The 22,553-nt window shown below is 65.8% G+C and carries 17 protein-coding genes; 10 read left to right on the plus strand and 7 right to left on the minus strand.

Annotation, left to right across the window (positions count from 1 at the left end; genetic code table 11):
- Positions 1-101: 101 nt before the first annotated feature.
- The gene (locus tag U873_RS0114845) at positions 102-1,379 is read right to left on the minus strand and encodes an alkane 1-monooxygenase (RefSeq protein ID WP_025129010.1); all 1,278 of its coding nucleotides are present in this window, start codon (positions 1,377-1,379) and stop codon (positions 102-104) included.
- A gap of 293 nt (positions 1,380-1,672) precedes the next feature.
- The gene (locus tag U873_RS0114850) at positions 1,673-2,668 is read right to left on the minus strand and encodes an alpha/beta fold hydrolase (protein WP_025129011.1); all 996 of its coding nucleotides are present in this window, start codon (positions 2,666-2,668) and stop codon (positions 1,673-1,675) included.
- Positions 2,669-2,933: 265 nt separating this feature from the next.
- On the opposite strand from U873_RS0114850, the gene U873_RS0114855 reads away from it, so the two are divergent.
- From U873_RS0114855 to U873_RS0114870, 4 genes are all read left to right on the plus strand, one after another.
- Positions 2,934-4,502, plus strand: a complete 1,569-nt coding sequence (locus U873_RS0114855) for an NAD(P)/FAD-dependent oxidoreductase (protein WP_025129012.1) — start codon at positions 2,934-2,936, stop codon at positions 4,500-4,502.
- Positions 4,489-5,385 carry an SDR family oxidoreductase gene (locus U873_RS0114860; RefSeq protein ID WP_025129013.1) on the plus strand — a complete coding sequence of 299 codons (897 nt, stop codon included), beginning with the start codon at positions 4,489-4,491 and terminating at the stop codon, positions 5,383-5,385. The genes U873_RS0114855 and U873_RS0114860 overlap by 14 nt, the downstream gene beginning before the upstream one ends.
- 37 nt (positions 5,386-5,422) lie before the next feature.
- Positions 5,423-6,262 (plus strand): metal-dependent hydrolase, encoded by an 840-nt coding sequence (locus U873_RS0114865; protein ID WP_025129014.1) that lies wholly within the window; start codon positions 5,423-5,425, stop codon positions 6,260-6,262.
- A gap of 100 nt (positions 6,263-6,362) precedes the next feature.
- On the plus strand, positions 6,363-7,148 hold the full coding sequence (locus tag U873_RS0114870) for a type 1 glutamine amidotransferase domain-containing protein (protein WP_025129015.1): 786 nt from the start codon (positions 6,363-6,365) through the stop codon (positions 7,146-7,148).
- Here U873_RS0114870 and U873_RS0114875 read toward each other — a convergent pair.
- The 4 genes from U873_RS0114875 to U873_RS0114890 form a co-directional block, all read right to left on the minus strand.
- Positions 7,124-8,326 carry an MFS transporter gene (locus tag U873_RS0114875; RefSeq protein WP_025129016.1) on the minus strand — a complete coding sequence of 401 codons (1,203 nt, stop codon included), beginning with the start codon at positions 8,324-8,326 and terminating at the stop codon, positions 7,124-7,126. The genes U873_RS0114870 and U873_RS0114875 overlap by 25 nt on opposite strands.
- Before the next feature lie 575 nt (positions 8,327-8,901).
- A complete protein-coding gene (locus tag U873_RS0114880) occupies positions 8,902-9,762 on the minus strand; it encodes an NAD(P)-dependent oxidoreductase (RefSeq protein WP_025129017.1) in 861 nt (286 codons plus the stop codon).
- Between the two features lie 147 nt (positions 9,763-9,909).
- Positions 9,910-10,512 carry a TetR/AcrR family transcriptional regulator gene (locus U873_RS0114885; protein WP_025129018.1) on the minus strand — a complete coding sequence of 201 codons (603 nt, stop codon included), beginning with the start codon at positions 10,510-10,512 and terminating at the stop codon, positions 9,910-9,912.
- A gap of 98 nt (positions 10,513-10,610) precedes the next feature.
- Complete coding sequence (locus tag U873_RS0114890; RefSeq protein ID WP_025129019.1) at positions 10,611-11,687, minus strand: sigma-54-dependent Fis family transcriptional regulator; 1,077 nt, start codon at positions 11,685-11,687, stop codon at positions 10,611-10,613.
- An 830-nt stretch (positions 11,688-12,517) separates the two neighbouring features.
- On the opposite strand from U873_RS0114890, the gene U873_RS0114900 reads away from it, so the two are divergent.
- From U873_RS0114900 to U873_RS0114925, 6 genes are all read left to right on the plus strand, one after another.
- The gene (locus U873_RS0114900; RefSeq protein ID WP_025129020.1) at positions 12,518-13,591 is read left to right on the plus strand and encodes an ABC transporter substrate-binding protein; all 1,074 of its coding nucleotides are present in this window, start codon (positions 12,518-12,520) and stop codon (positions 13,589-13,591) included.
- A 22-nt stretch (positions 13,592-13,613) separates the two neighbouring features.
- Positions 13,614-14,837 carry a lipase family protein gene (locus U873_RS0114905; RefSeq protein ID WP_025129021.1) on the plus strand — a complete coding sequence of 408 codons (1,224 nt, stop codon included), beginning with the start codon at positions 13,614-13,616 and terminating at the stop codon, positions 14,835-14,837.
- Positions 14,838-14,852: 15 nt separating this feature from the next.
- On the plus strand, positions 14,853-16,061 hold the full coding sequence (locus U873_RS0114910) for an LLM class flavin-dependent oxidoreductase (RefSeq protein ID WP_025129022.1): 1,209 nt from the start codon (positions 14,853-14,855) through the stop codon (positions 16,059-16,061).
- 4 nt (positions 16,062-16,065) lie between these two features.
- Positions 16,066-17,655, plus strand: coding sequence for an ABC transporter substrate-binding protein (locus U873_RS0114915; RefSeq protein ID WP_025129023.1), 1,590 nt, complete (start codon positions 16,066-16,068; stop codon positions 17,653-17,655).
- A 372-nt stretch (positions 17,656-18,027) separates the two neighbouring features.
- A complete protein-coding gene (locus U873_RS0114920) occupies positions 18,028-20,607 on the plus strand; it encodes a TonB-dependent receptor plug domain-containing protein (protein WP_025129024.1) in 2,580 nt (859 codons plus the stop codon).
- A gap of 40 nt (positions 20,608-20,647) precedes the next feature.
- Complete coding sequence (locus tag U873_RS0114925) at positions 20,648-21,742, plus strand: LLM class flavin-dependent oxidoreductase (RefSeq protein WP_025129025.1); 1,095 nt, start codon at positions 20,648-20,650, stop codon at positions 21,740-21,742.
- 162 nt (positions 21,743-21,904) lie between these two features.
- On the opposite strand, the gene U873_RS0114930 is transcribed toward U873_RS0114925, so the two are convergent.
- Positions 21,905-22,372 carry a transposase gene (locus tag U873_RS0114930; protein ID WP_025129026.1) on the minus strand — a complete coding sequence of 156 codons (468 nt, stop codon included), beginning with the start codon at positions 22,370-22,372 and terminating at the stop codon, positions 21,905-21,907.
- Between the last annotated feature and the right edge of the window lie 181 nt (positions 22,373-22,553).

Below are 22,553 nucleotides of genomic sequence, written 5' to 3' on the forward strand. Positions count from 1 at the left end.
CTGTGTTGCTCTGCTCACACTTCAAGCGGGGGAATCGCCGGCGAACACCGCAGGTTCACGAGCACTTGAAGTGGTGAGCAGTACGACTAAAGAGCGGTGTCTCAATCGGTGTTGCTGAAACCGTAGCGCTTGAGCAATTCATCGCGCTTGGCCGGGTGCATGTTGGCCAGGCGTACATCTCCCGCGTAGTGCGCCAGCACCCGGTGATCCATCAAGCGCCGCCAGAGCGCCGGCACGTAGGCCCAGACGATCATGGTGGCGTAGCCGTAGGGCAGCTGTGGCGACTCGTCGAAGTGGCGCAGGGCCTGGTAGGCACGGGTCGGGTTGGCGTGATGGTCGGAGTGACGCTGCAGCTGGAACAGGAAGATGTTGGTGACGATCCGGTTGCTGTTCCAGGAGTGACGCGGCGAGCAGCGTTCATAGCGGCCGTTGGGCTGTTTCTGCCGCAGCAGGCCGTAGTGCTCGACGTAGTTGACCACCTCCAGCAGGGAGAAACCGTAGATCCCCTGGATCACCAGGAAAGGAATCACCGCCGCCCCCAGCCAGGCAATCAGCACACCCCAGAGCACCACGCTGTACAGCCAGGCGCTGAGCACCCCGTTCTTCCAGTGCAGGGTCGGCAGGCCGAGCTTCTCCAGGCGCTGGCTTTCCAGATGCCAGGCCGAACTCAGGCTGAACCACACGGTGCGTGGCAGGAAGCTCCAGAACGACTCGCCCAGACGCGAACTGGCCGGATCTTCCGGGGTCGCCACCCGCACATGGTGGCCACGGTTGTGTTCGATGAAGAAGTGCCCGTAGAAGGTCGAGGCCAGGGCCAGCTTGGCCAGGAACTTGGCCATCCCGCGGTTCTTGTGCCCCAGTTCATGGGCAATGTTGATGGCGATGCCAGTGGCCGCGCCGGTGGACATGGCCATGCCCAGGTAGGTGAACCAGCCGACACTGCCGTGCAACTGTGAGCGCTCGGTGAGGAAGGCGGCGAAGCTCGCCAGGCTGCCGTGCAGGTTCAACTGCTCGCTCAACTGCAACAGGCCGCCGGCGATGATCCAGTCCACCCCGCTGACCGCCATCCAGGCCGTCACCACCAGGGACAGCACCGAGAGCACGGCGCAGCTGTAGACGATGAAGCGGTAGTAGGGTTGTTTTTCCAGATCGGGGACCGCCGACTCCGGCGGGTTGCTGGCGTCCTCCCCCATCAGGCCGTCAATCAGCGGGATCAGGCCGAAGATCACCAGTACTCCACTCCACCAGAACACCTGGACACCGGTGGCCAGGGCAAACAGACCGGCCAGCAATGGGGTGATCATGGGCAAGGTGCCGAGCCACCACAGGTGGCGCTTGCCATCGGTCCAGACGCCGGGTGCCGCCACGGAAACAGTCATGGCAGCCTCCGCAGGATGGCAGTCGGCAGAGGTGCTATAAAGGACAGCGCGGTGGCGCCGTTCAGAGCGTGAAGGGATGAAAAAACAAAAGCGTGAAATGGCGTTATTTTCATTATTTTAATCGCTCAATTGCACTTTCAAAAAAAACATTCAAAACATTTTTTTAAAAAAATAGCTCGGGTTCGTTAGCTCGTCAACTATTTTTTCGGCTTGTTTCGAATGTCACCCGTGAAGCGTTTACCACTGCTGTCGAAGCCGTGACGCGAGCGCTCAAGACCGCCCTCGCCACCCCCTCAACTTGCTCTTGAAGCCGCGAACGGCGGATGCAGGATCGTCGCGCTGCGCTGCGGCGCAGCCTGGGAAGCAACGTGCCGGACCATGGCCACCACCCGCTCGACCGCGCTGATGGGCAGCATGTGCCCACGGCCCGGGACCACCTCCAGCGTCAGCCCTGGCACCTTGCCGACCATGGACTCGCCATGCCGGCGGTAGTTGAGTACCGGATCGGCCGAGCCGTAGATCAGCCCGACCGGCAGCGTCAGGCTGGGGTAGTGCTTGACCATGTCCGGCAGGAAGCGATTGACCAGCGCAATCTCGCTGGAGGCGTTGTAGAAGTTTTCCGAACGCATGCCCAGCAAGCCGCCGCCACGCTCGGCAAAGTCCTCGGGCACCGGGTCCGGGGCAAACACCGCCTTGACCAGACCGCGGCGCCCGAGCATGGCCATGGGTGCCGCCAGGGTCAGGGCCACCCAGCGCCGCAGCAATGCCGGGCGCACCCCCAGGGACAGGAACACCAGCGGCAGCATGCGTTGCGGATGGGTCAGCGGCGCCACCAGCACCAGGCCGGACACCGACTGTGGATGATCCAGGGCCAGGGACAGGGCAACCGCGCCACCCAGTGAGTGCCCGAGCACCAGGGGCTGTCCCAGGTCCAGGGTGCGAATGAACTTGGCCACCAGGCTGGCCTGGGCCGGCAGGTCCGCCGACGCGCCCCGGGCCCGGGTGGAGTAACCGGAACCGGGGCGGTCGATGGTGATCACCCGGAACTGCTCGCGCAGCTGCGGCGCCAGGGAGTGGGTCAGGTTGCGTGCGCAACCGGACAGGCCGTGGATCATCAACAGCGCCGGCCCCCTGCCCTCGTCCGTGTAATGAATGCGCTCGCCGCCGATCTCCAGGAACCGCCCATTGATCGGCACCTGGCGTTCGATCCGTCGATTGATGCGATAGCTCACCACCCCGAGCACCGCGCTGACCGCCAGGAACACCGCTGCCGCTACCAGCCACTCCATAACGCGCCCCCTCAGCTTCCCTGCGCCGGCGTCCGGGATCAGGATGATCCGGCTCGCGGCTGTCGCCTTAGGTCCGGTACCGCCGGTGACGTCCCATCCTTGATCCGGATGAGCCCCACACAATCCACTGGCGGCCGGTGCAGGTGACATTTCCAGGTAATTTATTTAAATTAATTTTTAAAACATTATTTTAAATTGTGCAATCCTGAGTTTTCACCCACCGACGAAAGTCACCCCAAGCGTCACCACAATCGAGGTACACACCATGAATGCGTACTCGCCACCCAACGACCCCGAGGTCGTTGACATCGCCATCATCGGCGCCGGCTTCGCCGGGCTGTGCATGGCGATCAAGCTCAAGGAAGCCGGGCTGGAAGACTTCCTGGTTGCCGAACAAGCCGCGTCCCTGGGGGGCACCTGGCGCGACAATCACTACCCCGGCTGCGCCTGCGACGTGCAATCCCACGTTTATTCCTTCTCCTTTGCCCCCAACCCGAACTGGACCCGGCAGTTCGCGCCCCAGGCGGAAATCCGCGAGTACCTGGAGAACTGCGCCAGGGACTTCGCCCTGGCGCCCTTTCTGCACTTCAACATGGGCCTGGAGCGGGCGGTCTTCGATGAGACCCGGGAGCGTTGGCAGCTGCGCTTTGGCAATGGCCGCGAAGTCAGTGCCCGAGTGCTGATCTCCGGCATGGGCGGCCTGTCGCGCCCGGCGATCCCGGACATCCCCGGGCTCGACAGCTTCACCGGCAAGCGCTTCCACTCCCAGCAGTGGGACCACCGCTACGGGCTGCAGGGCAAGCGGGTGGCGGTGATCGGCACCGGTGCCAGCGCGATCCAGTTCGTGCCGAAAATCGCCCCGCGGGTGGCCCAGCTGAAACTGTTCCAGCGCACCCCGCCGTGGATCATGCCCAAGCCCGACCGCGAACTCGGCACTGTGGAGCGCTGGGCCTTCAAGCACCTGCCGTTCACCCAGCGGCTGATGCGCTCGGCGCTGTACTGGGCCCTGGAAAGCCGGGTGATCGCCTTTGCCCGGCGCCCCGGGCTGATGAAAATGGTGCAGCGGGTGGCCTTGCGGCACCTGCGCAAACAGGTGCCCGACCCGGCCCTGCGCCAGCGCCTGACCCCCGACTACACCATCGGCTGCAAGCGCATCCTGATTTCCAACGACTACTACCCGGCCCTGTCCCGGGGCAACGTGCGGGTGATCAGCGATGACATCCAGCGCATCGACGGCGACGCCGTGGTCACCGCCGACGGCAGCCGCCACCCGGTGGACTGCATCATTTTCGGCACCGGTTTCCAGGCCACCGACCCGATCCCCCGGGGCCTGCTGTTCGGCCGCCAGGGTCAGGACCTGATGGACAGCTGGGCCAGGGGCGCCCATGCCTATCTCGGCACCTGCCTGCCGGGTTTTCCGAATTTCTTCATGATCATCGGCCCCAACACCGGCCTGGGGCACAACTCGATGATCCTGATGATCGAGGCCCAGGTGGACTACCTGCTCAAGGCCCTGGAGCAGATGCGCCAAGGGGCAATTGCCACCCTGGAGGTCAAGCCCCAGGTCGAGAGCCAGTACAACCAGCGCCTGCAACAGCGCCTGGCCGGGGCCATCTGGTCCACCGGCGGCTGCCGCAGCTGGTACCTGGACCCGCGCAGCGGCCAGAACACCACCCTCTGGCCCGGCTCCACCTGGGCCTTCAGGAAGACCGTGCAGCACTTTGCACTGCAGGACTACCTGACCACCCACCTGCCCCATCCCGGTGTGCTCGCCACGCCGGCTGTAGCACGCCCATTGAACCTGCAAGAGGCTGCCCTCGATGAAAAACTTTAACGGTAAAGTCGCCGCCATCACCGGCGCCGCCTCCGGCATGGGCCGTGCCCTGGCCGTGGCCCTGGCCCGGGAAGGCTGCCACCTGGCCCTGGCGGACAAGAACCCCCAGGGCCTGGCCGAGACCGTGGCCCAGGCCCGGGCCGCCACCTTGCTGGCACTGCGCATCAGCAGCCAGGAACTCGACGTCGGCGACCGCCAGGCCATGTTCGCCTGGGCGGCCGCCACTGTGGCCGAGCACGGGCAGGTCAACCTGATCTTCAACAACGCCGGGGTGGCCCTGTCGAGCACCGTGGAAGGCTCGAGCCTGGCGGACCTGGAGTGGATCGTCGACGTCAACTTCTGGGGCGTGGTCCACGGCACCCAGGCCTTCCTGCCCTACCTCAAGCAGGCCGGCGAAGGCCATGTCATCAACACTTCCAGCGTCTTCGGGCTGTTCGCCCAGCCGGGCATGAGCGGCTACAACGCCACCAAGTTCGCCGTGCGCGGCTTCACCGAATCCCTGCGCCAGGAACTGGACCTGCAAGGCAACGGCGTCTCCGCCACCTGCGTGCACCCGGGGGGCATCCAGACCGAGATCGCCCGTTCCAGCCGCATCTGCGACAACGTCAAGGGCTTCCTGATCGACAACGAGCAACAGGCCCGCGACGACTTCGAGAAACTCTTCATCACCTCGGCGCAGACCGCCGCCAAGGTGATCCTGCTGGGCGTGCGCAAGAACAAACGGCGAGTGCTGATCGGACGCGATGCGCACTTCCTCGACCTGTTCGTGCGCCTGCTGCCCAGTGCCTACCAGGCCCTGGTGGTGTGGATCAGCCGGCGCATGGCGCCCAGGCCAGGCAAGGCGCCGGCGGTCTACGAAACCCAGGACGAGCGGGGCCTCTGAGGCCCCATGCCGATTCATGTCTAGAGGAGCGCCAGCCATGCTGCCCATCCGCCGTGACATCAAGGTCGAGCTGCCTGCCGACCGTGCCTGCGACTGGCACGAACAAGGCAGCCACGTGAGCCACTTCTTCAATGCCCTGTCGCTGCTGTTCCCTGCCGGCGAGCTGTTCTTCATGGACAGCGTGCGCCATTACCGCGACCGCATCCACGACCCCGAGCTCAAGCGCGAGATCCAGGGTTTCATCGGCCAGGAAGCCATGCACAGCCGCGAGCACCTGCGCTACAACGACCTGCTGCAGGACGCTGGGCTGCCGGCCCATCTGCTGGACCGACGGCTGCGGATGATCCTCGACTTCCAGAAGAAACACTTCCCCGCCGCCTTCAACCTGGCAATCACCGTGGCCCTGGAGCACTACACGGCGATCCTCGCCGACCTGCTGCTGCGCGACCCGAGCCGCTTTGGCGATTCGCTGGCGGGCTATCGGCAGATGTGGCTGTGGCACGCCCTGGAGGAAACCGAGCACAAGGCGGTGTCCTACGACGTCTTCAACAGCGTGCTCAAGCCCGGGCCCAAGCGTTACCTGATCCGCACCGGGACCATGCTGTTCACCACCCTGACCTTCTGGCTGGTGGTGTTCGACTTTCACCTGCGCATGCTGATCGCCGACCGCCGGCGCGGCGGCCACTGGCGCGGCCTGTGGCAGGTGATCAAGTACCTCTACGGGCCCAAGGGCGTGTTCCCGCGGATCGCCCTGCCCTGGCTGCAGTTCTTCAAGCCGGGCTTTCATCCCTGGGATCACGACAACCGCGAGCAATTGCAACGGATCGACGGCCTGGTCCAGGACATCGAACGCACCCGGGCCGCCGCGGCCAAGTGAGCGGCAACAGCGCGCTGCAACAGCGCCCGGCCCTGAGCCCCTGCGCGTACGCCAGGGGCTGCTAACCTGCAGCGCACCCTTTGTGCTGCGAGCCTGCGCCATGATCCTGATCCTGCTGCCCCACGCCGACTACGACCCCACTGAAAGCAGCCTGCCCTGGCAGGCTGCCAGGGAGGCCGGGTTCGAGGCGCAATTCGCCACGCCGCTGGGGTTTGTGGCCTACGCCGACTCGCGCCTGGTGAGCCTGGGCTTCGGCCCGCTCAACCCGCTGTTGATGACCCCGGCCGCCGACCTTGAGCGCTACCACAGCATGACCCGCGACCCGGCGTTTCTCAGCCCCCTGAACTACGCCGAAGTCGATCCGCAGGCCTTCGAGGGCTTGCTGATTCCGGGCGGGCATGCCCGGGGCATGCGCAGCCTGCTGGAGTCCGAGGAGGTCAGGCGCATCATCCTCGCGTTCTTCAAGGCCGATAAACCCGTGGCCGCGGTGTGTCATGGCCCCCTGGCGCTGGCCCGCTGCATCGACCCCGAAAGCCGGCGCTCGGTGCTCTACGGACGCAAGGTCACCGCCCTGCTCGCCGGCCCCATGGAACTGGCGGCCTGGATCGTCACCGCGCCGTGGCTGGGGCGCTACTACCGCACCTACGACCACAGCGTCGAGCACGAGATCAGGCAGGCACTGGCCAGCCCGGCGGACTTTCTCCGCGGCCCCTGGCTGCCCCGCCGGGACTCGGCGGCGCATCCCGAACGCGGCTTTGTGGTGCGTGACCGCAACCTGTTGACCGCACGCTGGCCGGGGGACTGCCACCGCTTCGCCAATGAATGGGTAACCCTCCTGCAGCAGGCCCGCGAGGCAAAACCTCAGGCCGAGCAGGTCGCGCGCTGACCCGGCTTGAAGGCGTGGCTGCGTGCGCCCCACACCAGCATCAGGCCCGCCAGCGCCAGAGCGGCCATGGCCCAGGGAAAGGACACCGCGCCATAGCGTTGCAACAGCAGGCCACCGACCACACCGCCACAGGCGATTCCCAGGTTGAAGATCGTCACCAGCATCGACTGGGCGACGTCCGCGCCCTCCCCGGCCACGTCCGCCACGGCGGTCTGGAGCAAGGTCGGGGCGCCGCCGAAGGTCAGGCCCCAGGCGCCAATGCCGAGCCACAGCAGCCAGGGCTGGCTGGCGCCGATGCCCAACAAAAGGCAGGCCAGGGCAAAGCCTGCGAGGCTGCACAGGGTCAGCCCGCGCAACCAGCGATCGACGCCGAGCCCGGTCAGCCAGATCCCCGCCAGAGAGGCCAGGCCGAACACCAGCAGGGCTCGATCCAGGGAAGCCGCCTGGCCCAGGGACGCCAGGAACGGCGCGATGTAGGTGTAGAGAATGTTGTGGGCCAGGATCCACACGAAGATCACCAGCAGCGCCTGGGGCAGGCCCCGGGTGAGAAAGATCCGCGCGATCGGCTGGCGCTGGTGGGCCGACTGGCCGGGATAGTCCGGCACCGCCAGGCGCACCCAGAACCACAGCAGCAGCGCCAGCAGCGACAGCCCCCAGAAAATCTCCTGCCAATCCATCCGCGTTCCCAGCCAGGCCCCCAGGGGCACCCCCAGGCACAGGGCAATCGGCTGACCGACCCCCACCACCGCCAGGGCCCGGCCCTGCAGCTCGGGCACCACCAGACGCCGGGCATAACCGGCCAGCAAGCCCCAGACCAGCCCGGCGGCCATGCCTGCGGCAAAGCGTGCGGCCAGGGTCAGCAGATAGTTCGTCGACAACGCGGTGAGGCTGTTGAACAGCAACAAGCCGCCGATGGCCAGCAACAGCAAGGGCCGGCGACGCCAGCTGCGGGTGAGCGCGATCAGCGGAATCGCCGCGGCCACCGAACCCAGGGCATAGACACTGATCAACTGCCCGGCCAGGGCCTGACTGATGCCCAGGCCCTGGCTGATCTGCGGCAGCAGGCCGGCGGGCAGTGTTTCGGTGACGATGGCGACAAAGCCGGCCAGGGTGAAGGCCAGCAATTGCCAGATCGGCAGCCGGTTGGAGGCGGCCGGAAGAGATGAAGAACGATTCATGAACAGGTGCTCACACAAGAAAAAAAAGTCCACCCTGTAGGAGCCGGCTCGCCGGCGAAGAGGCCCTTGAGCCTCGCATCGCCCTCGAAGCAGTCCGCAAGACATGCAGCGCCTGGGCCGACGCCTTCGCTGGCAAGCCAGCTCCTACAGCAGTCAGGTACACCGTGCAGGCCCCTGTAGGAGCCGGCTTGCCGGCGAAGAGGCCCTTGAGCCTCGCATCGCTCTCGAAGAAGTCCGCAAGACATGCAGCGCCTGGACGGCAGCCTTCGCTGGCAAGCCAGCTCCTACAGCAGTCAGATACACCGTGCAGGACCCTGTAGGAGCCGGCTTGCCGGCGAAGAGGCCCTTGAGCCTTGCATCGCTCTCGAAGAAGTCCGCAAGACATGCAGCGCCTGGACGGCAGCCTTCGCTGGCAAGCCAGCTCCTACAGCAGTCAGATACACCGTGCTGCCCCCTGTAGGAGCCGGCTCGCCGGCGAAGAGGCCCTTGAGCCTCGCATCGCTCTCGAAGAAGTCCGCAAGACATGCAGCGCCTGGACGGCAGCCTTCGCTGGCAAGCCAGCGCCTACGGGGCATTCAGCCGAGGTAGGACGCGGCCATGTCCTTGTCTGCGTGCCCCCGGTCCAGGGCCCGCTGAAAACGCTGGATGCCCGCCTCGGCCAGGTCCAGCCGGACCCCGACCTTGTGGGCCGCAGCCACCATCAACTCGGCATCCTTCAAGGCATTGGCCAGGGTGAAGCTCGGGCTGTAGTCGCCACTGAGCATGGCTTGGGTCTTGGCCTGGAAATAACCGCTGTCCAGGGGGCCACCGCTGACCAGTTCCACCACCAATGCCGGGTCCAGCCCCAGGCCCTTGGCCAGGGCCAGGCTTTCTGCCGCTCCGTGAGTCAGGGCCAGGACCCAGCTGTTGAGGGCCAGTTTCAGGCGACTGCCCGCCCCCGGCTCTTCACCGACCCAGAGCACGCGCTTGGCGATGGCGTCGAACAGCGGCTGCAACGATGGCCGATAGGTACCGGAACCGGCCCCCAGCACCACCAGTTGCCCCTGCTCTGCCGGTTGCCGGGTGCCCAGTACCGGCACGTCATAGAAGACCAGCCCCCGGGCCTTGGCAAAACCATGCAGCTCATCGATTGCGTCCACGCCGACCGTGGCCATTTGCAACCAGATGGCCCCGTCTTCAAGCCCATCCGCAGCCTGTTGCATGGCCTGCAGAACGGCAGGCCCATCCTTGTTCAAGGTGATGATCACCTGCGCCCCGCGCACTGCCTCGGCGGCCTGGTCAAACACCTGGATGTCCTCCGCCAACAGCGCCTGGGCCCGCTGTGGCGTGCGGTTCCAGGCGTGCACCGCAAATCCCTTGCGCCGCAGATTGCGCGCCACCGCCGCGCCCATGATGCCGATGCCCAATACCGCGATGGTTGCTGGTTGCTTGTCCATCTGTGTGTCTCCAATGTTGATCGAATTATGGAATGGTCATTCCAATACAAGGCAAAAAAAACGCCCGCTCCGATAGCAACCGACTTGCCAGCGAAAGCGCCCTTGAGCCTGATAGCGCTGAGGGCCTCTTCGCCGGCAAGCCGGCTCCTACGGGAGGGGCTGCGCCGGGGACAGGCTGGCCAGCGTCACCTCGACCACATCCAGCAAGCGCTGGCGCCGCTCATTGGGCAGGCTGCCCTTGCCCAGCACCCGCAGCCCCTGCACGGTGCACACCACAAAACTGGCCTGGGCCCGGGGATTGTTCTGCGGATTGATCTCGCCCTGCTCCTGCCCCTGGCGCAGCACCTGCTCCAGGGCGCTTTCAATGCGCTGAAAATTCTGCGCGACGATCTGCGCCACCGCCGGGTCCTGCCCGGCCATTTCCAGGGACGCATTGGCCGCCAGGCAACCCAGGCGTTGGCCATCCTCCAGCTCGTTGTCGACAATGCGCATCAGCAAACGCCGCACCCGCTCCAGCACCGGCACGTCCGCGCCGAGCAATTCGATATTGGCACTGGTCATCTGCTGGTAGCGCTTGAGCGCGCAGGTGTAGAGGCCATGCTTGCTGTCGAAGGCGTTGTACAGGCTGCTGCGGCTCAGGCCGGTGCCTTGCACCAGGTCCTGAATCGAGGTGGCCGCGTAACCGCGCTGCCAGAACACCTGCATGGCCGCATCGGCGATCTGCTCGGGGTCGAACTCCTTGGGACGCACGGCTGTTACCTTTCTGGAATGATCGTTCCAAAGACTAGAGATCCAGCCGGCAGCCGTCAACCGGCCCGGGCAAAAAATCTCCGGGGCGGTTTCCGCGCCTAGGAAACCGAGGTTGCCAGGGGCTTGTTCAGCTCGCCGATCTTTTCCAGGCGGGCGCGCACGATGTTGCGGCTGATGTTGAGCAAGCGCCCGGTCTGCAACTGGTTGCCGTGGCAATAGCGATAGGCCTCACGGAAGATCGTCTCTTCGATGTGCTCGTACAGGTCCGGAATGTTCTGCTCGAACAGCGCCTGCAAGGCCCGGCCCAGGTCTGCCGGCGCCTGCGGCGTCGATACCGCCAGGGGCGCCTGTTCCTGGCGGATGCCCGAGGAGCGCATGTCCACCAGGTGCAGGTCCCCCGGTGCCACCCGCTGCTGGCGGCACACCAGCAAGGCGTGGTGAATGGCGTTTTCCAGCTCGCGGATGTTGCCCGGCCAGCTGTGCTCCAGCAGCTTGCGTTCGGCCTCCTCGGTCAGCGAGGCGCGGTTGTAGCCCAGGCGCTGGCAGTGTTCTTCAAGGAAGAATTCGGCCAGGGGCAGGATGTCCCCCGGGCGTTCGCGCAACGGTGGCAGGCGGATGGTGGCCACGTGCAGGCGGTAGAACAGGTCTTCGCGAAAGTGCCCGGCCACCACCGCATCGGCGAGGTTGACGTTGGTGGCCGCCACCAGCCGCACATTGATCGGAATCGGCGTACGCGAGCCCAGGCGCACCACTTCCCGCTCCTGCAGCACCCGCAGCAGCTTGACCTGCATGTTCAACGGCAGGTCGCCGATCTCGTCGAGGAACAAGGTGCCGCCGTTGGCCGCTTCGAACCAGCCGGCCTTATGGGTGGTGGCGCCGGTAAAGGCGCCTTTTTCATGGCCGAACAGTTCGCTTTCCACCAGGGATTCGGCAAAGGCCCCGCAGTTCACCGCAACAAAGGGCTCGCGCCCGCGGCGGCTCAAATGATGGATATGCCGCGCCACCAGCTCCTTGCCGGTGCCGGTCTCGCCAATGATCAGGGTATTGGCCTCACTGGGGGCCAGGCGCTCGATGCGGCTGAGCAATTCCTGGGAGCGCGGGTCCTTGAACACCAGAACGGTGGCCCGTACCGACTTGGTCAATTCGCGGGCGTGTGGATGAGTGATCAGCGACATGGTGCATTCCTGGCAGTAAAAGCGCGGGTTCAATAGTGCACGAAGATATTTAGACTAAATAATTATTAATTAATATTTAGATATTCATTTTAAGAATATAAGCAATGACTGCGCCTTGCCTGCTGCTGGAGCAGCAATCGGCCAGCACCCAGCTGTTCGCCGATCAGCAATAGAGGCCTGCGACGGGTCGCCCCGACTCTTCTGAAACCCTTGCCCTGCAAGGCCTGCAGCGATTTTTCAGGACCCTGGCATGCAATCTGCTCTCTCCCTGCCAACACCGGCCCCCACGCCGCTGCAACCAACACCGCCCCCTGTAGGAGCTGGCTTGCCAGCGAAGACATCCGCAAGGACGACACAAGGCTCAAGGGCCTCTTCGCCGGCAAGCCGGCTCCTACAGGAAACACCGCCACACCCCGTAGGAGCTGGCTTGCCAGCGAAGGCGTACGCAAGGACGACACAAGGCTCAAAGGCCTCTTCGCCGGCAAGCCGGCTCCTACAGGAAACACCGCCACACCCCGTAGGAGCTGGCTTGCCAGCGAAGACGTCCGCAAGGACGACACAAGGCTCAAAGGCCTCTTCGCCGGCAAGCCGGCTCCTACAGGAAACACCGCTACACCCCGTAGGAGCTGGCTTGCCAGCGAAGGCGTACGCAAGGACGACACAAGGCTCAAGGGCCTCTTCGCCGGCAAGCCGGCTCCTACAGGAAACACCGCCACACCCCGTAGGAGCTGGCTTGCCAGCGAAGGCGTACGCAACGGCGGCACAAGGCTCAAGGGCCCAGGCCGAGATTCGCTCGGGCGATGACGGCAAACATTTTTAGGGAGAGTGCAATGCAAGCTTTATGGCGCAACACCCTGGCCGCATTGGCCGCACTGCTGATCAGTGGCACCGCCCTGGCCAACCCGGCCCCGGCGTCGGTGAAGATCGCCATCGTCGCCTTTACCCAGGGCGGCAAGCCGGTGTTCGGCGGGATCGCCGGGCGGGTCATCGAGGACGGCTGGCTGGAGCAGCAATTGAGCCAGCGCGGAATCAAGCTGCAGTGGATCGCCCTGCCCCACGCCGGCGCCGGGCCGCAGATCAACGAAGGCTTCAGCAATAACAGCATCGACTTCGCCGTGCGCGGCGACCTGCCCTCGGTGATCGCCGGCGCCGGCGGCGTACCCGGCAAGCTGATCGTGCCCGGCGGCAGCGGCAACAATATCTACCTGGTGGTACCGGCAAACTCCACAGCCAAGAGCATCGAGGACCTCAAGGGCCAGCGCCTGGCCCTGCATCGCGGCCGGCCCTGGGAGTTTGCCTTCAGTAACTTCCTGGCCAGCAAGGGCCTGAAGCTCGACGACTTCAAGATCGCCAACCTCAACCCCCAGGTCGGCGCGGCCGCGGTGTCCGCCGGCAAGGTCGACGCCGCGGTGCTGCTCAGCGAGGCCTACGCCCTGGAAGACAAGGGCGTGGGCCGGATCATCTGGTCCACCAAGCAAGGGGCCAATGACTGGCGGCTGATCTCCGACCTCTGGGGCACCGACAGTTTCATCGAGCAGCACCCGGAGCTGACCCAACTGCTGGCCACTGCCTGGGTCAAGGCCGCCTGGTGGATTTCCCAGGAACAGAACCAGGACGCCTATTACCAGCTGTCGTCCCGGGCCGGCACCACCGAGAGCGTGCTGCGCCGCGACGACCAGGGCGATCCGGTGGCCTGGAAGGAGCGCTGGGCGCCCAAGAGCGACCAGCAGCTCAAGGCTCACTACCAGGCGCTGAGCACCTACGCCCTGGCCAACCAGCTGATCCGCACGCCCTACGACATCACCCCGGCACTGGCCACCGGTTTCACCAACCAGGCGCTGATCGATTTGCACCTGAGTGACTACTGGCCCGCCCTGCGCGGCCAGATCGCCACCCATCCCTGAACCCTGAACACGAGTCTTCTTGATGAAACTGTCCGCAAAATTCACCTTTGGCCTGAGTGTCCTGGCCGTCTCCCTCTCGGCCCTGGCGGCTCCAACCTACGCGCCCAAGCCCGACCCATTGCAGGGCGACGGCCGGGTCTCGGCCTTCTACACCTGGCAGGACGCGATTCCCGCCACCCCCGGCAAACTGCTGCGCAGCGAGCCCCTGGAAGCCACCCTGAGCCTGGCCAACGCCGCCAGCGCACAACGGATTCTCTATACCTCCACCGACGGCATTGACGGCAAGACCCCGGTGGTGGTCTCTGGCACCCTGTTCCTGCCCAAGGGCAAGGCCCCGGCCGGCGGCTGGCCGGTCGCTTCCTGGGGGCACGGCACCGTGGGCGTGGCGGATGTCTGCGCACCGTCCTGGCAGGGCCGCTCCTACCGTGACGTGCAGTACCTGAGCCGCTGGCTGGATGAAGGTTTCGCCATTGTCGCCACCGACTACCAGGGCCTGGGCGTGCCCGGCGGCCATCCGCTGCTGAACAACCGCATGGCTGCCTACGGCATTCTCGACGCCGCCAAAGCCGTGGTCGCCGGGGTGCCCGGGCTGGCCAACAAGGTGCTGATCGTCGGCCAGTCCCAGGGCGGCGCCGGGGCTTTCGCCTCGGCCGCCTATGCCGCCAGCTACGCCCCGGACCTGGGGGTCAAGGGCAGCATCGGCACCGGGGTGATCTACACCATCGGCGCGAAAAATGTCGGCGAGCAGGATCCGAACAAGGTCGATGCCTCCCTGGCCTACGGTTTCTACACCCTGCTGGCCGCCCAGCAGTACGACCCCAGCATCAACCCCAAGGACTTCTACACCGACAAGGCCCTGCCGCTGTTCGAACAGGCCCGCACCAGCTGCCTGGCATCCCTGGTCAGCGACGTGGTGGGAGTCGGGCTGACCCCGGCCAACGCCAAGAAGGACTACCAGGGCAACCAACTGGCGGCCTGGCAGCAACAAGTGTCCTACCCGACCCTGAAAACCGCCCAGCCGGTGTTCATCGGCACCGGCGCCGAAGACAAGACCCCGGCCGCCGCCACCCAGGTGGCGCTGATGCAGGACGCCTGCAAGGCCGGCTCGGTGGTCGAGGGCCACCTGTACAAGGGCCTGGGCCACAGCGAAACGGTCAATGCCTCCCTCAAGGACTCGGTGCCCTTCGCCCACAAGGTCATCAGCGGCCAAGCCATCACCCCCGTCTGCAACCCCAGCGTGCAATAACCCGGAGCCATTGCCATGAGCATCGAATTCTTTACCCGCCTGCCCCTGCACGGCGAAACCCAGTTCCTTCCCGGCGACCCGCGCAACCGTGGCGACTGGCACCGCGGCGGGCCCAGCACCGGCGCCGTCTCAGGCTTCAGCGTCGGTGACCACTTCACCTACATCGACTACCTGGGGCAGATCGCCCGGGCCGCGGAAATCAACGGCTTCGGCGGCGCGCTGATGGTCAACGCACCCTCCGGTGAAGAGCCCTGGACCGTGTGCTCGCTGCTGGCCCGGGAAACCCGCACGCTGAAGTTCGTCACCGCCTTCCAGCCCTATCACTACACGCCCTGGGTCGCGGTGCAGCAGGCCGCCACCTACCAGCGCGCCACCGGCAACCGCCTGGTGTGGAACATCATCAATGGCGGCTCGGACGCGATTCAGCGCCAGGTCGGCGACTTCAGCGACCACGATGAGCGCTATGCCCGCGCCAGCGAGTTCATGGACCTGGTCAAGGGCTACTGGCACAACGAGAACTTTCACTACGAAGGGCGCTTCTACCGCGCCGAAGGCGGTGGCCTGCGCGGGCCCTTGAAGAAGGCCGAGCTGCCGCTGATCTGCACCGCAGGATCGTCCATCGCTGCCCGGGAGTTCGCCGCCAAGCATGCCGATTTCTACCTGATGCGCGCCGAACACCCGGACGAGATCGCCGCGCTGATCGCCGACATCCGTGAGCGCGCCTTGCAGTACGGGCGCAGCGACATCCGCTTCGGCCTGTCGATCGACGTCATCACCCGGGAGACCGAAGAGCTGGCGCGCACCGAGGCCAAGCGCTTCTTCGACGAAGGCATCGCCAAGGGCGCGGTCAAGGCCGTGGCCGCCCATGCCGGGCTGCGCACCGCGCGCAAGCTCAGCTACGAGAACGGCTTCGCGCAGAAGAACGAGACCCAGGGCTTCGACGACTTCTTTATCCACCCCAATGTCTGGACCGGCTTCGGCTACATCGGCATTCCCCCGGGCTGCGCCCTGGTGGGCAGCTACGAAAACGTCGTGGCGCGCATCCGCGAGTACCACGCCATCGGCATCGATCTGTTCTTCCTCGCCGGCTACCCGCACCTGGAGGAGGCCTACCGCCTGGGCGAGCACATCCTGCCGCACTTTCGCGGCGAACGCGCCGCCTTGAACCGCCAACCGCAAGCGCCGCTGGAACTGCGCAGCGCCAACGGCCCGGCCGGAGCCTGATGCCATGAGCCAGGCCCCCTCCGGTTTCAGCCGTCGCAGCTTTTTGAGTCACAGTGCCTTGTTCGGTGGCGGCCTGCTGCTGGGCGGCGGCCTGCTAGCCGGCTGCGGTGCCGAAAGCTCCAGCGGCACAGGCAGCGTGACCGCCACCAGCCACTCGCCGCGCTACGGCGGGCGCTTGCGCCTGGGCATCCTCGATGGCAACCAGAGCGGCAACCTGGACGCCCACAAACCCATCGGCAGCGGCATCGTCCGCGGCTTTGCGCTGTACAGCAAACTCTGGGAATGGGACGAACAGATGCAACCGCGCCTGGCCCTGGCCGAGTTTGCCGAACCCAATGCCGATGCCAGCAGCTGGACCCTGCGCCTGCGCCAGGGCCTGGAATTCCACCATGGCAAGAGCATCGACGCCGACGACCTGATCTTCTCCATCCGCCGCCTCACCGACCCGCAGCTGGCCTCGCCCTACGCGGCGCTGCTGCACTGGGTCGACCGCGACAACCTGGTGAAGCTCGACGAACGCACCGTGCGCCTGAGCTTTCGCCAGGGCCGCAGCTACATGCCCCTGGCGGAAACCTGGGTCAACTTCGGCGGCATAGTACCGGTGGACTACCACCCGGTGACCAACCCGGTGGGCGCCGGCCCCTACAAGCTGAAAAGCTTCACCCCGGGCCAGCGCTCGCTGTTCACCCGTTTCGACAACTACTACAAGGACGGCCAGCCCTACGCCGACGAACTGGAGATCATCGACTTCAAGGACCAGGTGGCGCGCCTGGCGGCCCTGCGTTCCGGGCAGATCGACATGGCCAACGTGATGCCCACCGAACAGCTGCAGGTGCTGCAACGGGACCCACGGGTACGGCTGTTGAAATCGGTGACCGGCAACTGGCTGTCCTTCGACATGAACCTGGACAAGCCACCGTTCAACGACCCAAGGGTGCGTGAGGCCTTTCGCCTGCTGGCCGACCGCGAGGAACTGGTACGCCGCGCCCTCAATGGCCAGGGCCGGGTGGCCAGCGACCTCTATGCCCCCAGCGACCCGACCTTCAACCACAGCCTGGGCCCGCGCCCCCACGACCCACAGCGCGCGGCGCAACTGCTTAAGGACGCCGGGCAAGAGAACCTGGAGCTGGAACTGGTGACCACCCCTGGGCCGGGCCTGACCTCGGCCCTGGTGCTGGCGGAACAGGCCAAGCGCATTGGCGTGACCCTCAAGGTTCGCCAGGTGGACCTGGCGACCTTCCAGGGCCCGCAGCGCGACGACTGGACCCTGAGCACCGGCGGCAGCATCGGTGCGCCGTTCCTGGCCAGCGCCATCCACACCGACGCGCCGTTTGCCGTGTCCAACAAGACCCACTTCAACGACCCGCAGTTCGCCGAAGTGTTTCTCGCCGCCATGGCCCAGCCCGACCTGCAACGGCGCACGGCCCTGGTGCACCAGGCGCAGCAGATCCAGTACGAGCGTGGCGGCCTGCTGATCTGGGGCTACGCCGACCTGCTGGACAGCGTCTCCACCCGCGTCGGCGGTGCCCACGAAGAACAATCGCTATTCAGCACCTGGCGTTTCGAAAGGTTGTGGCTCAACGACAGCGCCTGACCCCGTAGGAACTGCACGATCTATCTGGCAGCTGTAGGAGCTGGCTTGCCAGCGAAGGCGCCCACAAGAGCACCGCAAGCCTCAAGGCCCTCTTCGCCGGCAAGCCGGCTCCTACAAGGAACCACCGCACCGCCACATAACCCGTAGGAGCTGGCTTGCCAGCGAAGGCGCCCACAAGAGCACCGCAAGCCTCAAGGCCCTCTTCGCCGGCAAGCCGTCTCCTACAAGGAACCACCGCACCGCCACACAACCCGTAGGAGCTGGCTTGCCAGCGAAGGCGTCCGCAAGAGCACCGCGAGCCTCAAGGCCCTCTTCGCCGGCAAGCCGGCTCCTGCAGAACACCCATGCGATTCAACATGAGGCTCATGTGCCATGCCCTCCAACGCCTTCGCTCGCCCCGCATTCGGCCCGGCTCTGGCCGTAGTGATGCTTTCACCCCTGGCATCGCCGCTGTGCGCCGCCGATACCCAGCTGCAAACCGTCACCGTCCAGGCCAGCAGCCAGCCCGACGACGACGCCCTGCCCACCCGGCCGCCGACTTCAGTGTATGGCGGCACCGAAACCAAGGTTCTGGACACCCCACGCTCGATCACCCAGATCAACGCCGAACAACTGGCCAACGACCCGATCCGCAGCGCCGACGACCTGGTCAAGTACGCCCCGGGCATCACCCGCGGTGGCGGGCAGAACGCCGGTATCGCCCCGCAGTTCCGCGCCCAGGGCTCGGAGGTATTCCAGGACGGCCAGCGCGCCTACGGCGTGCGCCATCCGGCCAACTTCAACGCCTACGAAGGGGCGGACATCGTCGCCGGCCCTTCCTCGGTGACTTACGGTTCGGTGTCCGGCAGCGGCGGCTACGTCAACTACCTGAGCAAGAAGCCCAACTTCAGCGCATTCAAGACCCGTCTCAGCGGCGAGCTCGGCGCCTGGGTACCTGACGGCCAGTCCCGGGATTCCAGCAAGTTCAGCATCGACAACACCGGCCCCCTGAGCGATCAGCTGGCCTACCGGGTGAGCATCAGCAAACAGCGCCAGCAGGACTACTACGACAACGTCGACAACAATTTCGACGCCTTCTACGGCGCCCTGGCCTGGCGCAACGACCACCTGCGGGTGGACTGGAACGCCAGCTACGACAACTACTACGACTACAACATCACCCACGGCTGGAACCGCGCCACCCAGCAACTGGTGGACAGCGGCAAGTACTACGCCGGGCGTGCCACGCCGATCATCCAGAATGGCAACAGCCTGTGGTCGCCGGTGCTGGCCTCGGGCGCGGCCAATGCCCCGACCCTGGGCTGGGTGCAGCGCCAGCGCAACGCCCAGGGCCAGTACAGCGTGGTGGATGGCAGCTTCCAGGCGGCCTCGCCCAATACCCAGGCCAGCCCCGGCACCCTGCGTGGCTGGGTGTATGACCCGAGCCTGGCGGGCAACGGCCTGAGTTCCCTGTCGCCCCAGGCCGGGCAGCGCCGCGAAGACCAGAACAGCTCGCGGCGCTTCACCACCCAGTTGCGGGTCGAGGCCGACCTGTCACCGACCATCACCCTGGCCAACAGCACCTTCTACCAGCGCTCCAGGGACCTGACCGACGCCGTCGGCGCCTTTCAGGTGCAGTCCAGGGACAACCTGCTGGACAACCGTTTCGAGTTCCGCTCAGGCAATGAAACCCGGCTCGGCAACCTGACCCTGCGGGACGACAGCAACAGCGGGCTGATCTACCGCCGCGAGTTCAACCAGTCGATCGCTGCCAACAACCACTTCGGCTCCACCATCAACGCCTACGACCTGACCCAGGACCCTTCCGGCAAGAACCCCGGCGACCTGCTGGGGCTCACCGGCAGCAACCCCGCCGGCGGCAACGGCGCCTGGATCGGCCAGCCCGGGGTGCCCCAGTACTCCAACTATTACGGCTGGCTCAACCTGGCGGCCATGTACCCCGCCGGCCACGGCCTGTACGCCGAATCCCTGGCGCCCTACACCGCCGAAAGCACCTGGACCACCAAGACCCTGTTCAGCCAGCACAACCTGCGCCTGGGCGACCGGGTGGGGCTGAACATCGGCGCCAGCCGCAGCTGGATCGACGCCGAGATCGACAACCCCTTCGTCCTCAAAGGTGGCAACGACCGGCGCGACAGCCACAACTACCGGCTGTTCGCCTTCCAGGTCAGCCCCTACGTCAAACCCACCGAAAACAGCACCCTGTACTACACCTTCGACCGCTCCCTGGCGGTCAACACCGGGTTCTTCTCCAACGGCCTGGGCTGGGGCAGCGGCAGTGGCGCCAACCAGCTCAATCCCCTGGCCTTCCAGAGCCTCAGCGTGCTGCATGAACTGGGGCTGAAGGTCGAAGCCATCCCCGACCAGCTGTTCATGACCCTGGCCACCTTCAAGCAGGCCCGGGACCAGTCCCCGGACAGCAACAACAACATCGCCCGGCTGATCATCAAGGGCACCGAGGCCACCCTGCGCTACCAGCCAGACCCGCACCTGCGCAGCGGCCTGAACCTGTCCAGACTCAGCGCCTACAACGAATTCACCTCCCAGGCCGGCTTCGCTTCCGCCGGGTTCATTGCCGACAACGGCACCGTGTTCGGCGACAACAACAGCCTCAACCAGCGGCCCTCCGGGCGCTTCGACGCGGTGCAGATCCCCGAATACACCGCCAGCGGCTACCTCGACTACCGCTTCGACTCGGGCTTTGGCGCCGAACTCTCCGGCTGGTGGACCAGCAGCTGGTACCTGAACCTGAGCAAGACGGTGAAGATCCCCGACGAATACAACCTCGACCTGGCCCTCTACTACCGCCAGCCCCAGTGGAGCAGCACCTTGCGCGTGCTCAACCTGACCAACGAGCTGAACTTCGTCAGCGGCCTGGCCGGCCCCACCAACACCTTCCTGCAGCCGATGCCCGGACGCACCGTGCTGGCCCAGGTGGATTACCGCTTCTAACCCCCTTTTCCCACACGCTGCCCCCGAGGAAACGCCCCCTATGAGCATCGAATTCGTCGGCATGATCTTCCCCCGCCAATGGTCCGAAACCCGCGGCATCCGCAGCCCGGACTTCGACCTGGCATTCATCCGCGAGCACGCCCGCGCCCATGAACACGCTGGCTTCGACCGGGTACTGATCGCCAGCGGCCCGGGCAGCGCCGACAGCCTGCAGATCGCCGCCTATGCCGCGGCCCACACCGAGCGCCTGGGCTTCATGATCGCCCACCGCCCGGCCCTCAGCGCCCCCACCGTGGCCGCCCGGGCCTTTGCCACCCTGGACCACACCACCGGTGGCGGGCGCATCCGCCTGCATGCCATTACCGGCATCACCGCCGAGCCCCAGGAAGGCGACACCCTGCTGGACAAGACCGAACGCTACAAGCGCACCGACGAATACCTGGAGATCGTCCGGCGCACCTGGACTGCCGAGGAACCCTTCGACTTCGAAGGCCGCTACTTCAACATCAAGGGCGCCTTCTCCCCGGTGAAACCCCTGCAACAACCGCACATTCCGATTTCCTTCGGCGGCTCCTCCGACATCGCCTACCAGATCGCGGTCAAGCACGCCGACCTCTATGCCCTGTGGGGCGAACCCCTGGACGGGGTTGCCGAACAGATCGGCAAACTGAAGGCTGCCGCCAGCGCCGCCGGAGTCAGCGCGCCCAGGGTCAGCCTCTCGGTGCGGCTGATCCTGGGGGCAACCGAAGAGTTGGCCTGGCAACGGGCCGAGCAGATCCTCGCGCAGATCCAGGCCAACCCGCAGTTCGCCGCTGGCAGCCCCTGGCAGCAGCGCCTCAAGGGCACTGGTTCCGAACGCCTGCTGGCGGCGGCGGCCCGCGGCGACCGCCACGACCGCGCCCTGTGGATGCCCACCGCCACCGCCGTGGGCGCCTACGGAGACACCACCGCCCTGGTCGGCACCCCCGAGACCGTGGCCCAGGCCCTGCTGGACTATGTCGACCTTGGCGTCAGCACCTTCCTCAACCGGGGTTACGACCCGTATTACGACACCGTCGACTATGGCCGCTGGATCATCCCTGCCGTCCGCGAAGCCGCCGCCCGCCGCTCCCCCGCGCCCGCCCCACCCCGGTAGGAGCTGGCTTGCCAGCGAAGGCGTCCGCAAGGGCAACACAAGGCTCAAGGGCCTCTTCGCCGGCAAGCCGGCTCCTACGGGGAACTGTAGGGTCTATCTGACTGCTGTAGGAGCTGGCTTGCCAGCGAAGGCGTCCGCACGGGCAATACGAGACTCGCGGCGCTATTCGTCAGCAAGCCAGATAGCATCCCAAAGGGGATAGTCGTGCACGCGAGTGACGAGGCCGGCGCGGATCGGGTTGGCGATGAGGTAACGGGCAACCAGGCGCAGGTTTTCTTCGCGACGCAGGGCGCGGTCGTGGTAACCCTTTTGCCAGAGCCGTCCGCTCCGGTGCAGGCGAGCGTTGATATCCCCTGCGCTGCAGGATTTGATCCTGCGCATCAGGCTCGATAGCGAGCAACCGCCCAGCTCCAGCAGCCAGTGAAAATGATCCGGCATCACCACCCAGGCCAGGGAATGAGCCAGCCCGTGGAGCTCGGCCTGACGCAGTTGCTGCACCAGCAGGCGGCCGATGCGCCAATCATCGAAGATCCGCTCTCGGTGGTGGGTCACCGCGGTAAGCAGGTAGACCTGGCCAGTTTGCGAGTAGCGCCCGATGCGCAGCCGGTTGCCGTGAAAACGCTGGGGCATGCTGTTGCCCTCCAAATGCCGGGGTGACATTGGAAGGCTAATGTGTGGGGGTGATGGCGGCGGCGGATTGTGGGTCGGGGTGTGTCTGTGACGCCCTGTTCGCCGGCAAGCCGGCTCCTACGGATGCGCGCGGCCCCTGTAGGAGCTGGCTTGCCAGCGAAGGCGGGGCAATGGTCTCTGA

It is taken from the genome of Pseudomonas sp. PH1b (assembly GCF_000633395.1).
Lineage (GTDB): Bacteria > Pseudomonadota > Gammaproteobacteria > Pseudomonadales > Pseudomonadaceae > Aquipseudomonas.